Source organism: Winogradskyella pulchriflava, assembly GCF_042434315.1.
Classification (GTDB): Bacteria; Bacteroidota; Bacteroidia; order Flavobacteriales; family Flavobacteriaceae; genus Winogradskyella; species Winogradskyella pulchriflava.
Window position 1 is genome coordinate 815,952 of the sequence record NZ_JBHLTQ010000001.1, and the last position, 15,267, is coordinate 831,218.

At 33.1% G+C, this 15,267-nt stretch carries 13 protein-coding genes; all 13 read right to left on the reverse strand.

Features of this window, described 5'->3' with window-relative positions; genetic code table 11:
* Positions 1 to 244: 244 nt before the first annotated feature.
* The gene (locus ACFFGA_RS03585) at positions 245 to 5,821 is read right to left on the reverse strand and encodes an alpha-2-macroglobulin family protein (protein ID WP_386059761.1); all 5,577 of its coding nucleotides are present in this window, start codon (positions 5,819 to 5,821) and stop codon (positions 245 to 247) included.
* 382 nt (positions 5,822 to 6,203) lie between these two features.
* Positions 6,204 to 6,575, reverse strand: coding sequence for an endonuclease domain-containing protein (locus tag ACFFGA_RS03590; protein WP_386059763.1), 372 nt, complete (start codon positions 6,573 to 6,575; stop codon positions 6,204 to 6,206).
* A gap of 91 nt (positions 6,576 to 6,666) precedes the next feature.
* A complete protein-coding gene (locus tag ACFFGA_RS03595) occupies positions 6,667 to 7,380 on the reverse strand; it encodes a DUF6090 family protein (protein ID WP_386059766.1) in 714 nt (237 codons plus the stop codon).
* Between the two features lie 28 nt (positions 7,381 to 7,408).
* On the reverse strand, positions 7,409 to 8,164 hold the full coding sequence (locus ACFFGA_RS03600; RefSeq protein WP_386059769.1) for a DUF6090 family protein: 756 nt from the start codon (positions 8,162 to 8,164) through the stop codon (positions 7,409 to 7,411).
* A 43-nt stretch (positions 8,165 to 8,207) separates the two neighbouring features.
* Positions 8,208 to 8,918, reverse strand: a complete 711-nt coding sequence (locus tag ACFFGA_RS03605) for a DUF6090 family protein (RefSeq protein WP_386059772.1) — start codon at positions 8,916 to 8,918, stop codon at positions 8,208 to 8,210.
* Between the two features lie 31 nt (positions 8,919 to 8,949).
* Positions 8,950 to 9,627, reverse strand: coding sequence for a DUF6090 family protein (locus ACFFGA_RS03610; protein WP_386059775.1), 678 nt, complete (start codon positions 9,625 to 9,627; stop codon positions 8,950 to 8,952).
* 35 nt (positions 9,628 to 9,662) lie between these two features.
* A complete protein-coding gene (locus tag ACFFGA_RS03615; protein WP_386059777.1) occupies positions 9,663 to 10,391 on the reverse strand; it encodes a DUF6090 family protein in 729 nt (242 codons plus the stop codon).
* A gap of 31 nt (positions 10,392 to 10,422) precedes the next feature.
* Positions 10,423 to 11,178: a DUF6090 family protein gene (locus tag ACFFGA_RS03620; protein ID WP_386059780.1), complete on the reverse strand. Its 756-nt coding sequence runs from the start codon at positions 11,176 to 11,178 to the stop codon at positions 10,423 to 10,425.
* Positions 11,171 to 11,893: a DUF6090 family protein gene (locus ACFFGA_RS03625; protein ID WP_386059783.1), complete on the reverse strand. Its 723-nt coding sequence runs from the start codon at positions 11,891 to 11,893 to the stop codon at positions 11,171 to 11,173. The genes ACFFGA_RS03620 and ACFFGA_RS03625 overlap by 8 nt, the downstream gene beginning before the upstream one ends.
* Positions 11,894 to 11,915: 22 nt before the next feature.
* Positions 11,916 to 12,296 carry a hypothetical protein gene (locus tag ACFFGA_RS03630; protein WP_386059785.1) on the reverse strand — a complete coding sequence of 127 codons (381 nt, stop codon included), beginning with the start codon at positions 12,294 to 12,296 and terminating at the stop codon, positions 11,916 to 11,918.
* Between the two features lie 2 nt (positions 12,297 to 12,298).
* A complete protein-coding gene (locus ACFFGA_RS03635; RefSeq protein WP_386059788.1) occupies positions 12,299 to 13,702 on the reverse strand; it encodes a VWA domain-containing protein in 1,404 nt (467 codons plus the stop codon).
* A gap of 59 nt (positions 13,703 to 13,761) precedes the next feature.
* Positions 13,762 to 14,514 (reverse strand): DUF6090 family protein, encoded by a 753-nt coding sequence (locus ACFFGA_RS03640; RefSeq protein ID WP_386059791.1) that lies wholly within the window; start codon positions 14,512 to 14,514, stop codon positions 13,762 to 13,764.
* The gene (locus tag ACFFGA_RS03645) at positions 14,511 to 15,263 is read right to left on the reverse strand and encodes a DUF6090 family protein (protein WP_386059794.1); all 753 of its coding nucleotides are present in this window, start codon (positions 15,261 to 15,263) and stop codon (positions 14,511 to 14,513) included. The genes ACFFGA_RS03640 and ACFFGA_RS03645 overlap by 4 nt, the downstream gene beginning before the upstream one ends.
* Positions 15,264 to 15,267: the final 4 nt, after the last annotated feature.

The following is a 15,267-nucleotide window of genomic DNA, read 5'->3' on the forward strand; positions in this document are numbered from 1 at the left end:
TGTATTATACCATTTACACCTTGAATTTATTCAGTTAAAATGCCCTTTTTTGCACTATACATCGTTATAAAAATAAACCGTAGCTATGGCTATGCTTGATTTTTATGCCTCGTTTATCACAAAAAATCTTCATTTTTTCCTTTGAATTAATTCAAAGTATAACTGGTATGGTAGGATTCTTGTCTGTCGACCGACAAGTAGTTTAGCATTGTTTTTTGAGATTCCTGCCTACGCAGGAATTTGGTTACTTCTCAACAGTTACCCATTTCCCTTTATTTCTTACTAAATAATCATCATTATCGTACATGGCTTCAGCTTGCGCTCCTGGTAAATAATAGGTACCTAAGTACGATGCATTTAACATCACTGTAAAGGTCATCGTTCCATATTTTCCTTGTCTATTCATATCGAAATAGAAGTTCACACGGTCATCTCTAATATCTGTATATCTGGCATTGCTTACTGTGGTATCTCCAAAGTCTGTAAAACGTGTGTTTACAATATCCCAACCTGAAGGAAATATTTGTGTTAATGCAACATCGTTTACATAATCTCTGGTTAAGTTTGAAATACTTACTATTGCCACAAAATCCTGACCTTGTTGTAATTTGGTAACATCAATTTTATTGCCTTGTAAATCTTTATAAACGGTTGAAATTGATAAACCTCTTTGCTCTGCAATTTCATCACCTAGTTTTAATTTGCCAGAATTTAAAACTCTTACATAAACCAAATTGTCTTTTGAGTTGGTAACGACAATTTGATTCTCACCTTCTTTTATAGGAACATTGCGTTGCGCAATACCATTTTTAGTGTCAATAGTTTCAGTTTTACCGTTTATAGTATAAGTGAGATTTAATTCTTTACCACCATTCTGCGAAATCATTTTTCCGAGAGCTAATAAATTATAAGCTGTTGTTTGTGTACTCATCCAACGATCGCTTGCTAAAGATTTTGCAATAGACTTTGCTAAATCTGTTTTTTGAGGATGATTAATTAGCAACATAGTTTCTAATGCCATTGCTCTATTTCTATATACAGAACCATAAGTATAGTTATTAGCTTCGTTGTCTTCAAAATCTATATTTGCCGATTTTAAAATCGCTTCACTTGCCTCTTTTTGTCCGGCTAAAGCATAAGCAGCAGCTAATCTCCATTTAGCGTCGTTAGAAATTTCATCAAATTCTCTTAATCTATTCATGCTTGCTAAATCTGGACTTCCTGCTAAAGCCAAAGTATATAGTCTATAGGCTTGAGCAAAATCACTATGATAAGATTTATAGCTTGGTCTCCAATTACGTGCTGCTTGTCTTTGGTAAGCAATCCAATTACTCTTAAAAGTTAATGGTAAAATGAATCCTTTTTTCTCGGCTTCTATCATAAAATGACCAGCATAACTTGTTCCCCAATCATTTGCTGAATTTTCACCCATCCAATAACCTAATCCTCCACTTGCATTCTGGAAACGTCCTAAGCGATTAATACCACTTTCTATATTACGTTGTACTTGCTTTTTCTTTTGAGGTGTTAAATCGAAAATATCTGCTAAGAATAATTGCGGAAACACTCCAGATGTGGTTTGCTCAACACAACCATGAGGATAACGAATTAAATACGCTAAACGTTTGGTGAAATCCATAGGAGGCAAGGTTGAAAACTCTACAGTTGCCGAGTTGGTTCCTGGTACTCCAAAAGTTGTAATAGCAACTGTTTCTTTTCCATTAGCTTGTAACTCACTATCAATAACTCGCGAGGTGAATGGATTAGGATTTTCTACATCAATTTCTACTTTGTAAGTTGATTTTTCTCCGTTTCCTGTGGCAACAACTTCAATGGTATTGATGCCTTTTGCTTTGGTGACATCTAATTCAAAATACACCATTTTTTCATCTGGTTTGCTGAATTTTAATGACTGTGATTTATTGCCTTTTATGGCAATGCCATCGCTTACATTTATAGACAGTGTTACATCTTTCACTTTGTTTTCCATGGCAAAAACCGTTACTGGTAATGTTACCTTTTCACCAGGACTTAATTTACGTGGTAAGGTTGCTAAAACCATTAATGGTTTTTTAACTTGTACTGATTTTTCAGCACTACCATAAGCTTCGGTATTACTGTTTCCTGCAACAACCATTGTTCTTACTGCACCAACATAATTTGGCATTTTTAGTTGATGTGTTTTTGTTTTTCCTGCATCTAAAAGGAATGGTCCGAGATAAGTTACTACAGGCTTAAAGCGATTCGCTTTTTTGTTTTTTCCACCAGCTGCGCTTCCATCTCCACCAATCGCGAAGACTTGATCTATGCTACCAGAATACGCTCCGATAACATCATCGAAAATATCCCAAGTTTTTACGCCTAAAGCTTCACGAGCGTAGAAACTATCCCAAGCATTAGGTGTTTTAAATCGTGTTAAATCTAACAGGCCTTCTTCAACAACCGCTATGGTATATGTCATGCTTTTATTGTTCTTTTCAGATACTTTTATTTCATAAGATTGCTCTGGTTGAATGACATCTGGCATATTTATTTGTGGATCTAATCGCGTTTCAGGGTTTTCTACCATCATAGGAATAACGCCAAACAAGCGAATCGGTAAATCATTTGAAGTTATGGCATGTGGTTGCAATAATGAAATGTTGATAAACACATTTGGTGCCATTTCAGCAGTTACAGGAATATCAATAGTTGTTTCACCTGGCTTAGTTTTTACCCATTGGTGTTGTAAAACTTCGGTGCCGTTTTCTATACTTACTAGAGCTCTACCTTCGCTTCCAGATGGAAACGTTAGTTTAGCCGTATCTCCAACATTGTAGTTATCTTTATCTGTTGAGAAGACTAACATTTTTGCGGCTTCTTTATCTCCACCTGCCGAATTAGACCACCAATTTTTATAGAAGTACGCTGTGCGTCCTGTGGCATGACCACTCACAGGATCAACCACCCTAATTAGATAGCGTCCACGTTCCGTTTCTGGAATATTGACTTTAAAGCTCGCTTTTCCATTGACATCTGTATCGATTTCGTATTGCTGTACAGGTCTGTGGTAATTACTCGACACATAACTTGCTAAATCATCGTAAGAGGAATTCCACCACCAACGCCATTCAATTTTATAAATTTTTACTTCTAATTTATTACGTTGAATTGGTTTGCCTTCAGCTGTAACGGTTGCAATATCGAACGTTTGATTTTCGTCTGTAAAGAATGAACCATAGTTGTTGCCTTTTGGTGATTGTAAGCCAACGAAACTTTCATATGGTGCATAAGGCATGGTGAAAGCATCGAGTGAAAAATCACCACCATTTTCAAACGCTCTTACTAAAAATTGCGCTGTTAACATGCCTGGAGCATTCTTGCCAATATTTAATTTTGAATCGACTTTTGCATTCCCTTCAGCATCTAAATAGCCTTCAAATACATTAGTTTCTTCTGAACTAAAATTTTTGGTTGGGTCGCTAAACACATAGTTTTTATAACCTTTAAAACTGGTGTATGATGTTGTAAATTTTGCTTTAATTTCAGCTTTTAAATTTTTTGCAGGCGCGCCATGTAACCATGCTACGTTTAAGTCTCCTTGTAGCGGTTTGTTGTTGGTTAAAACTTCGTCTTCAAAATCTATTTTAATTTTTAATCGGTTAGGTTTAACCGTTTCAATTTTAAGGCTTTTTGTAAAATTAGCTCCACCAACAGAAACTTTAGCATTGTAGTTTCCTGTTTTATAATCTGGTGAAGTTGGTACTGTGAAATCATAGAAATTATTAATGTTATCAATGGACACTTTTCTGTAAACTAATTTACCTACTGGGTCAGTAATTTCTAGTTTTACAGGATGACGCTTTGGGAGTTTGTTGGCCTTATCATTCAACACAAAGGTTAAAAACAAACTATCTCCTGGTCGCCAAACGCCACGCTCACCATAGATATAACCTTTTAGTCCACGTTGCAATCTGTTTCCAGAAACATCAAACTTACTTAGTGATAAGGAATTTCCATCGTGTAATTTTACATAGCTCATACTTTTTCCTTTAGAAACTATGGCGAAAGCTGCTCGTTTTTTAGCATCGATTTCTACAATACCTTCGTTATTGGTATTCCCTTTTGCGATTTCCTGTTGCTGATAATTATAAAGCGTGACTTTTGCACTCGTTTCTGGATTTGTAGATAGAATATTAGTTACAGCAAAGAAATAGGTATAATCATTACCTTGCTTTGCAATAACGCCAAGGTCTGAACTAATTAAGTTTATGGCTACCGTTCTACTACTGTAATTAAAATAAGAATCTGTACAAGGGTTATCTCTGTCTCTATATCTATAATTGGTGTTTCTGTAGCTATAGCTTAAATTATCCCAATAACGTTCTTCCCTGAGTTCTTCTTCCTCTTCTGTAAGGTCTTCAGAAGCGTAAAAATCTTCTTCGTAATACTCATCATAATAATCGTCTTCTTCAATCTCTGTGGTTTCTGATTTGGAAGAACAATCGTATAAGGAATAGTCTTGTTTAAAGCTGACTTCAACACGATAAATTGCACCAGGATCTGCTTGTAAATATTTTGATAAATCGATACTGTATGCTTTCCATTCGCCAGTATTTAAATTTTCATCTCCAATTAAAGTAATGGTTTCTTTAGCAATGCGACGACCAACATGTTTTATGTGATATTCGTTATTACTATCTATGTTGTTTTCTTGCAAAAACTGTAGTACGTTGTCTTCAAATATTTTGATGATTCGTACATCAACTTTGCTGAGGTTCACAGCTTCGAAATTGAATTTTAAGTCTTTTGAATTTGGTAATATGGAACCGTTACTTATCAATCGTACTTGTGGTTTTAACTCTTCGAAAGTTAGGGTTTGGTTAAATGCATTTTTGAGTTTGAAACCATCGGTATTTTTAATTCCGGTAAACACATCTATTCTAATATCGCCAACTAATTTGCTGTCTGGATAGACTTTCAACACGTTGCCATCAACAATATATTTTGGGTTTTTTACATTTTGAATGGTGACTAAGCCTGCAAAATTCTGTTGCTTTTTTATAGGATCGGAAAAGTTAATGGATAAGTACTGCTCAGGGTTTTGAATAACTTGTGTTTCTACAATGCTAAAGTTATTTTTTCCTGGAATGTTAATGAAGTTGTCTCCTTTGTTTTCGGCTTTAATGGCTTTACCATCCCAAGCGATATCAATTTTACTATCCTCAATATCGCGTTTTATGCTGTCGATTCTAAATTCAAAATATTTAGACGGTTCTGGCATTTCTAGCCAAACCAAATTGAGGTCTTTTTTGTTCTGTTTTGCGGTCACTAATTTTTTGGCATCTTCTAAAGTAATTACATCTGACGAGCGTAATTGACCCAAAACGTACTGCCACTCTTTGCTGTAAGACTGCAAGTTGTTAGTCATAATGCTGAAACTCGGAGTAATGGTTTTGAACTGAAAAGTGTAATCTTCAAACTCATTTGGTATGGATTTATAGAGTTCTCCAAGTTTTACGGTAACGGCATATTCTGTTGCTGGTTCTAATGGCTCATCTGGAGTAAATAATAAAGTGTGTTTATTGAGTGCTTTTAATGTGCCTTGAATGTGAGGTTGTGTTTTTATAATAGCATCATCAATATTTTGTTCTGCTTCCCATCCTTCAACTTCATTGGCCAAGCTAATTTTTATAGGTTCTAATACAGAAACAATTCCAGAAGTGGTATAGCTGATATAATCTCTAAATTTGAAAATATTATCGGTTTCTACGGGCTTTTTTTTACAAGAACATACAAATGTTAAAATGAGAAGTAGGTGGAATTGCTTTTTGATGTTCATGGTGTCAATGTTTTTGAGTGTAAAATTCTGATTAAAAAGAAGAGTAGGTACATTCTTGTTAAATAGTTACGCCAAAATTTTAATGTTTAGACTTTGGGCGATTGTTAAATTGTTCTTAAAGTTAAGAATTGTATGTATTGATATACGAATTATGGGTTGAATTCTTTTCATTACCCATCCCTTAATCCCTTCCCGATAAGGGAAACTGTTGTGTGAAGACTGTTACGGAAATAAAATGTGATTATGCGTGTTCCCTTCCTTGGAAGGGTTAGGGATGGGTTTAGTATTATTAATTATATAGAATCTAGTGGATAGAAAAACTCACCCCTTAATCCCCTCTCAAAAGGGGAACAGCAAACAATTATATTAATCGCTAATCCATTTATTCACTTTGAAGTTCAAATATTTCCTTTTCAATTTCTCTAATCACCCAGCTCAAATAGTTTCTCACATCCCAATCGCTAAACCGAATGACTTTTACTCCTAAATATTCTAGTTTCTGTTGTCGCAAGGTGTCTTTTTCTTCTTGTCCTTTTTCAAAATGAACAGAACCGTCCACCTCAATTGCTAATTGTAAATCTTTACAGTAAAAGTCAACTATAAAATTATCAATTGGTATCTGCCTGCTGAATCTTATGCCAAGTTTTTTGTTGTTTATTTCTCTCCATAATGCTACTTCTCCTAGCGTCATGTTTTTACGAAGTTCTTTTGCTAAAGGCACTAATTTTGGGTAGTATGGGATAATTTTTCTCATTGTTGAACCCATCCCTTAATCCCTTCCCAGCAAGGGAAGTCTTAACAAGATGGAAAATGTTTTATCATTTATAGGCTTTTCTATTTGCGCCTTAATTTTCAAGTTCTTTTTCAATTAATTCTAAAATTTCCTTTTGAAAACTATACATTTTTTCAGAACTATTTAAAACATCTTGGGCATCGATTATTCTGTTTGCCAATAAACTCTCAAAGCCTAAATCTGATAACAAATCTTCCTTTGAGAATTTGAATTCGCTATTTCTAACAGTTTCGATATCGAAATTTTTTAGTGTTCGCCTAAATGGGTATTTGTCTTTAATGTAAGCCAATAGTTCAAAAACATCTCTTTCGGTCCATTTGTAGGTGGTGTTGTATTCGTCTAATAAGCTATTCCAAGATGAAATTTTTGAACTCAATCCATCATTTTTAATAAGTGAAATTTTACCTGATGAGATAAGAGAATTTATAACACCTTCATTTGGAGAATATCTAGGAAGCCAACCTACAGCAAATATTAAGGAATCGAGTTTTACATCATTAATTTCTTTGGGTTGAGGTGAAATGTAGCTAGTCAATTCGCTTAATAAATTAAAAGCTTTGGTATGTCTTTCAACTTCATTTTTAAGTAGCAGTTGGTTTTCGCTGATTTCTTTCTTTAAGGCCAAAAGCATTGTATTTTCTTCTTTAGTATTCATTCTATTTACATTCCAATTGTTAATCTGTAGTGCAATGAGAATACCAATTACCACAAGGATGATTTCTCCTATGGCATATTTAAAATAACGGGTTGTTTTTCCTGTTTCCATAAGGTAGAAGCGAATTTTTCGGAAGAATTTAATCACGATTTATGATTTTTGTTCTTAATTGACGAAGATCAACAATGCGAGTCTCAATTTTCCCAATAATATTAAATGTTCTACCCATATCCCCAATAATAATATTTTCCAATTTCGGTGTTCTAAGTATAGCATTGTAATCTGTGTTTAAATTTCTTTGGTCTTCAATCGATGCAATTTTTTTATAAAAAAAATTAACGTCTTCTTCATTAATCACCAACCGTCCAGTTTCAGACGTCATGTAATCTTCAGGAAAGTTATATAAAAGGGGTTCTAGTTGATTTTCTACAAATCTCGTTATAGAATTAAAAGTGTTTTCGATTTGGGTAAAATCGGCATAATACTGCGACAATTGTTTCATTAAATCTTTTGCTTTAATATTACTAAAGACACCTGAAGACTTAGCAGACTCAAATGTTGTATTGTAAACTGTTGGGCTAACTGAATAGAATAACGGCTCTATATATTGGGCAAATTTATTGAGGCCCATAGGACGCTTTGGATTTCGAACGTAGGTCAATAGTGTATCTAGATATTCAATACGCTTGGTATGGAAGTGTTCATAATAAATAAGCTTCTCTTCATCTTTTTCTATATCTATAAGCACACTGTCGAAGAAATTTTCTTCAATAATTGTTGCTTTTCGGTCTTCATTCCAATTATTGATTTGCAAAGCAATCAAAATACCAATGACAACAAGGATGATTTCGCCTATGGCGTATTTTAGGTAACGGTTAGTTTTATTGTTTTCCATAATGATGGTTTGACGTATATGACGGAAGAATTTGATCATTTTCTCAATCTTTAATTTTCGATGTTTCAACTAAAATTTTATCAATAGTATTTTCAAGATTTTCCAATGCTAAAATATAATTGGTTAAGCTCCAAGCGTGATTATCTATGTTGTTTTCAAATTGAATATCCTGAAATATTTTATAAGTATCAGGATTTAACTTAGATGGTTCCTCCCAATCTAAAAAACCATAGCTGTCTATGTTTTTGAGAGATGCATTTTTTGTAAGATATGGCATCATCATGTTTTGAGAGAAATCATCGAGAGTTTCCCACGCCTCTTCCTTTTCATTTAAAAAACTGGACCATTGGAATAAATGCAATCGCAATGAATCTGATACAATCAATTTTAATTTACCAGAGGAAATTAAATCTGAAAGTACATTCTCCGTTGGCCTGTAATCGTAATAATTGATGCTTTCAGATATAAGACTGTCTGTATTATATTTTTGTAGTGTTTCTCTGCTTTCTCCAATAAGGTTTAATATTTTTTTAGTGGAATTAATAAACCCTCGATAGTTGTCTTTTACCAATTCAAGATCCCTCCTGTTTTTTTTAAATTCAAAGTTGAGGTTCTTTAAAATGGCCTGCTCCTCTTTTTTATTGATTTGATTGTTGTTCCAATTATTAATCTGTAACGCAATTAAAATGCCTATGACCACTAGGATGATTTCGCCAACGGCGTATTTAAGGTATTTGCCTGTTTTGTTTTCCATAATTAGGTTTTGACGGATTTTACGAAAGAATTTAATCATCTAGCTCCTGATTAATAATGGTTAATATTTGTTCTATAAGAGCTAACGTTTTCTTTAGAGTATTGTCACTACCTCTCCAATTATCTCGATTTAAGATTAGCAGATTTCTAATTTCACCACCAACTTTTAATTCTGAGTAATCTTGTAATTGAAGCATTACACCAAATTTTTGGTGTACAATATTCTTCTTAAGAATAGGAAGCCAGTCGGTTAAAAACATTATTTCTAGATCATGGCTTGCTATATTGGCTTCAACAGATTGGTCATCGTAATACATACCAAGTAAAAATTGAAGTTGTTTATTACTGACTTTATCAATACCTTGAGATTTAAGCACTTCATAGGCATTGGTTAAGGGTCTGTATCTGTCAAACCTTACAACATTTGCTAACCAATATTTTAGGCTATCATTAACCTTTAAAGACATATCTTCTGCTAAAATTTTGTCTATGGACGTAGTTGCAAGTTCTGCATTATTGATGTAGTCTGCTAAGACCGATTTATCTTTAATAAGATTGGCACGGATTTGTGTTAAAATTTCATTCTCAAAAATGTCACTTTTTCGGTTTTCGTTCCAATTGTTAATCTGTAGGGCAATGAGAATACCAATAACTACAAGGATAATTTCGCCAATGGCGTATTTAAAGTACTTGGATGTTTTGTTTTCCATAACTAAGTTTTTTCGAATATGTCTGAAGAATTTTATCATTTATCAATATTCTTTTCAATTAGTGAGAGTGTTTCTTTTAAAAAAGTCATTATTGCTTTTTCATTAGTGCTTACAAAGGATTGATTCATGTAATAATCAAATAAAAAACTATCTACTTCTATGCTTGATAAAAATGCAACGTAATTAGATTTTGGTACTTCCATAGGCTTAATTACAATGGCTCTTGCATAATCTTCTCGATCCATAAACACGTCTTGATTTCGTATAGGTAAGAATTTATGAACGACAGAAGGTGTATGTTTTATCCAATAGTCTCTTCTAATTATAACATCTTCTTTATAATCGGCTAATTCGCCTGTCCATTGGTTTAACTTGTATCGTAATTCAGCATCTCTGATGAGTTCAAGATTTCCTGAAGAACTTATGTCGTTGATAACTCCTAATCTGGCATCGAAAGTTGCAAAGTTGAACGCTTGACCCAATAAACTATCTATAGTTTTGGTTTCAAAATCTGTAGTTTTATCAAGATCTAAAAGTGTCTTTACAGCATTTATACTTCCCATATTTACTTCATGGTCAAAACTAAGTTCTTCGATATTTTGTTTAAACTCTGCTTGAAGACTTAATAGAATCTGCTGTTCTTTAGCGATGTCTTTTTGAATTGAGTTCCAGTTATTAATTTGTAGTGCAATAAGGATTCCAATAACTACAAGGACTATTTCGCCAATGGCGTATTTAAAATACTTGGATGTTTTATTTTCCATAACTAAGTTTTTTCGAATACGTCTGAAGAATTTAATCATTGGATAATTCTGTGTTTGAGCATTCTATGATGTCCTCCATTATTTTTCTAAGAGATAATAAATGTTCTCTTAATCTAACGGCAAGGAAATAGAAATTATCTGCTCTATTTTCAAATTCAGGATGCTTTAAAAGCTCAGGATTATTTTTGGCAATGGTAGATTTTTGAAGACTTTTAGTGCTTTCTGTTAGTGCATCAATATTTCTTACAGAGCCATTTTTGGTAATGAACTCAACATATTCTGCTCCATATCTCAAATAATTAGTTTTGTTATTTTCCATTTTGTCAAACTCACGTTCCCATTTAAATAGTAAAGATTTTAACTCATTATTGTCTAATTTGGATAAAGCGCCAGAAGTTTTTAATTCCATTAATACAAAAGAACTTGGCTTCCAGGATGGGAACCAAAATGTTTTGTTCAATAGTTGGTCAAATTCTTGTTCGGTGATATTATGTTCCTGAGTTCTCATAACTTTCAGTAACGTATCCAATCCTTCAATCACATCATTTACCCTTTCAGAGCTAAAGTTTAATTCGATTAGATTTTCACTAAACTCAGTATTTAGATTTTGAATAATGGTTTGGTTTTGTGCTTTTACGATGCGTTTTTGATTCCAATTGTTAATCTGTAAGGCAATCAAAATCCCGATAACCACCAGGATGATTTCTCCAATGGCATAAAGCAGGTATTTAGAAAGCTTGTTTTCTGACACTAAGCGTTGGCGTATATGACGGAAAAATTTAATCATTGGATTTAGTATTAATTTCGTTTATGATAGTGGTTCCTGTTTTGTCAAGTTCATTATATAGGTCTATTAAATAATTAACACCTCTATTTCTAGAATTGGCAGCAAAAAAGCTTGGATGATTTAAGTTTTTGTTTAGTGTTTCAATTTCCACTGAGGTCAATGTGCCATTGGCAATTTTTCTTCTTGTTTTATTCAATTCTTGTATAACATTTTTTTTATATAGATCATACATCATTTCTTTCATTAAATCATTTAATTCCCCTTCTTCATCTTTTATATCGGTTACTAGACTGTAATATTTAAATAGTTCTTTTTCTATTTTACTGTCTTGGATTCTGGGCAAGAACCCTGAATTTTTTAAAGACTCAAAACCACTTAAATCTGATTTAAACTTTTCTTTTAAAAGCGGTGAGAACTTAAGGTATCTGGAAAAATAAATAGTAGCATCCTCTATATTTACGGACTCTGAATCCATCATTTTCAAAAAAAACCTAGAGCCAATTATTGAGCTATCTCTAAAGGCTTTAATTGTTTTTAAGTTGCTTTTATCTGCTTTAATGTTTTCGGCAATGTTTTGTAAATAACCGTTAAGTACCTTTAGCTCTTGTTGGTTTGAATTCCAATTGTTTATCTGTAAGGCTATCAAAATCCCAATAACTACAAGTATGATTTCTCCAATAGCGTATTTGAGGTATTTGCCGGATTTGTTTTCCATAAGCAAGTTTTGGCGGATTTTTCTAAAGAAGTTTATCATTGGATAATGGTGTGTCTGTTTGTTTTTTAGGTTGCTCAATTTTAGGTTGATCTTGTTCTTTGGTTTTTTGCCTTTCTAAATATTTTACATGATAATAGGCGTAAAAACCAATACTACATAAGGCTAAAATGATATTGAGCTTAAAAATTGTTTTTCGGTTGGTATTATGGGCTATGACTAATGCAATTACCAACCCAATTACTGTAGAAATAATACCATAACCAACTACGATGGCACCTCCAGCTAGCCCTTGATTTTTTCCGGCATCAACAATTCCTGCATAGGTTACACCAATAAAAAAGAAAGCTATAATACTTAAAAAGTATAGTAAAAAGCTATAAGGTTTTAACATTTGATGTGCCATACCTAAAAGGTTATTATTTTCTCAACAGTTTCGCCTGTTTTAACTGTTATTGTAAATGTATCAGAATGGCCCTTATGGTTTCCTAAAGTCCTTAATTTTACAGTGTAGGTTCCTGGATTTAATAAAAATTCTCTAGGATTGTTTTGGGCTGATGTATAAGTTCTTGCTCCTGTAATAAGATTATCAGAATTAGCATCATGAAAATTTACGGTGGCATCAATTAATTCTCCACTCGATGTTTGTACACCAATTTTTGCGAAACCAGATTCAAAATTATGAGTTATTAATGTGGTTGAATTTGCTGATATTTTAATATTTTCAGTTTCAAAGTAGGTGTCATTCCCTTTTAAAACTAGTGCTTGATAAGTAACTTTATAGTTTCCTGCAGGAACCTCCATTGTTTTTACCTTACCATAGGTTCTTACGTTTGCTACTACTTTACCTGTGTTTACATCAATCATTTTTACAGAAGTATCCCAACCTTCACCGTTGTTGGAGGCAAACACTTCTAGTGTGCCACCATCAAAACTGATGTTTTCATGTTTAATATCGCCTTCATTCATTTCTACAGTAATTGTAGTACCAGGAATATCGGTGCCTTCAAGAGGTCTAATGGCAATATCGTATTTGCCAGGAGGTAAATACACCCAACCCGAATCGCGATACGTTCTTGAGCCATCTACAGCTTCATTGGTTCCGGCTTTTGTGGCTTTTATCCAGGCGTCAACAGGTTGTCCGTTTTTTGTGGCGTAAATTGAAAAATTTTCGTCTGGTTTGTCAATGGTTTGTGTGGTTACCTCGTTTAAAACATCTCCTAATCCGCTTGCGTCTGCAACATCATAATAATGTCCTCCACCAGCGCTCGCAGCACATTTTAATTGTTTGGTTTCTCCTTCTTTTAGCCCAAATCCTACTATATGAAGTTTAAAGTCTATACCATTGGCTTTGGCATCTGTTACCACTTTGCATATGTCACCATCACAAGACTCAATACCATCCGTAATTAAAATAATAGTGGCTTTTGTTTTGTTTTCTTTTAATGAAGTAATTGCCATAGTAGCACTGCGCGCTAAAGGTGTCTTACCTGTAGGATTTACATTTTTTATTGCATCAGTAACTTTTGTTTTTGAGTTGTTTGATAAATCTACCATATACTCAATGTCATCACAATCTCCCTTTTTTCTGTGACCATAAGTAATTAAACCAACATTTTGATTGCTTGGTAAATTACCAACTGTGTTAGCTAAAACGCTTGATGCAATTTCCTTTTTTGTTTTTCCGTCTAATTGTCCCCACATAGACCCACTGGCATCATAAATAAATAGAATGGGTGATGGTTGTTCTTCTTGTGCGTTTAAGTATAACCCAAAGCATAAGAAAAGTGTTAATAGCATTAGTTTTTTCATGATAGCTTTATTTTAAGTTAATATTTGTGATATCATTAATTCTATGTTTTTAAGCCATTTTAATCATTGTAAACGGTTTTAATTTCTTTTATTAGTTCTTCACCTGTATAGATTAGTTCATCATAATATTGAAGCATTTGGGTTTGAACTGCACATCGTGTTACTGTAGACCTAAACGTTGCGTCAGCGAAAGTTGCTTTGAGTTTTCTTTTTAGATTGTCATCGAGTTCTCCATAGTTTAATTTATTTTGAGTCATGTATAAACTAATAAATTCGGACATGTCAAATTTTGAAGTCCATATTACTTCCATGTTTTCTACAAAGTTGAAGTAACTGTTTTCTTCTTTCAAAGTTTTATTTACAATTGTATTGTAACTGTCTATTAAACTATCTACTCTTGTACCATTAATCTCACCTAAATAAGAAGAGTTTTTTAAAGCTTCATATCCGCTTTGATTTGGTGTAAAATAAAAATCTATAAAAGCATTTGCCGCACTCATGTTTACTAATAAGTCATACTCTTCTTTTTGAAAATTAATCAATGCTTTTTGGCATGCATTATTAGTTGCTGCTCTTCTCGTTTTTATGTCTTTTAAATTTTTTATATCTAAAACTATATTATTACTGATTTTAGCTAAATATTGATTGAGCTCCTTTTTTTCTTTCCTAGCATCGTTCCAATTATTTATCTGTAATGCAATAAGTATCCCAATAACAACTAGGATAATTTCGCCAGTGGCATAAAGCAGGTATTTTGAAAACTTATTTTCAGAAACCAAACGCTGGCGTATATGACGGAAGAATTTAATCATTGGTTATCCCTTTTTTTAATGAGGTTTATGATTTTTTGCCCTTTTGATTTTAGACTATCATAGACAAAAAAGTATTTTTCAGAAGCTACACGTTGCATTATACCAAGCATTTTAGAGTTTTTGTAAATTTGATGTAATGCTTTTTGTTGATCTTCTATAGAAAACGCATTTGGTGGTTTTGAGTTAGAAAATACTTTATAAACAATAGCGACATCCTCATATTTTTCGTTGTAAAGTCCTGCTTCCATATTTTCTATAAAATTGTTTAGGCTAATCTCGCTTTCGTGTATTTCGTCGTAGTATGAGTAATAATCATAAATAGCATCTTCTAGTTCTGTGCCTTGAAGATTTGCGATGTATCCAGAATTTTTAAGGGCATCAAAACCTGTTTGATTTACATTTAAGTATTGCTCACCTAGTATGCGACCAATTTCAGGAACTAATTGCATTGGCATCGTATCTGTGTAAGTATATTTCACATAGTCTATTGCCGCCAGGTTGTGACGCTCTCTTAAACTTTTAATTAGATTAATTTCAATAGTATCTGTTTGTATATTTTTACTGATACTATTTAAATACCCTTGTAATTGGTTCGTTGTTTTTCTTCTTTCATTCCAATTGTTAATCTGTAATGCAATTAAAATCCCAATAACCACCAGGATGATTTCGCCGATGGCGTATTTTAGATATTTACTGGTTTTGTTTTCCATTATTAGGTTTTGACGAATATGGCGAAAGAATTTAATCATAGTT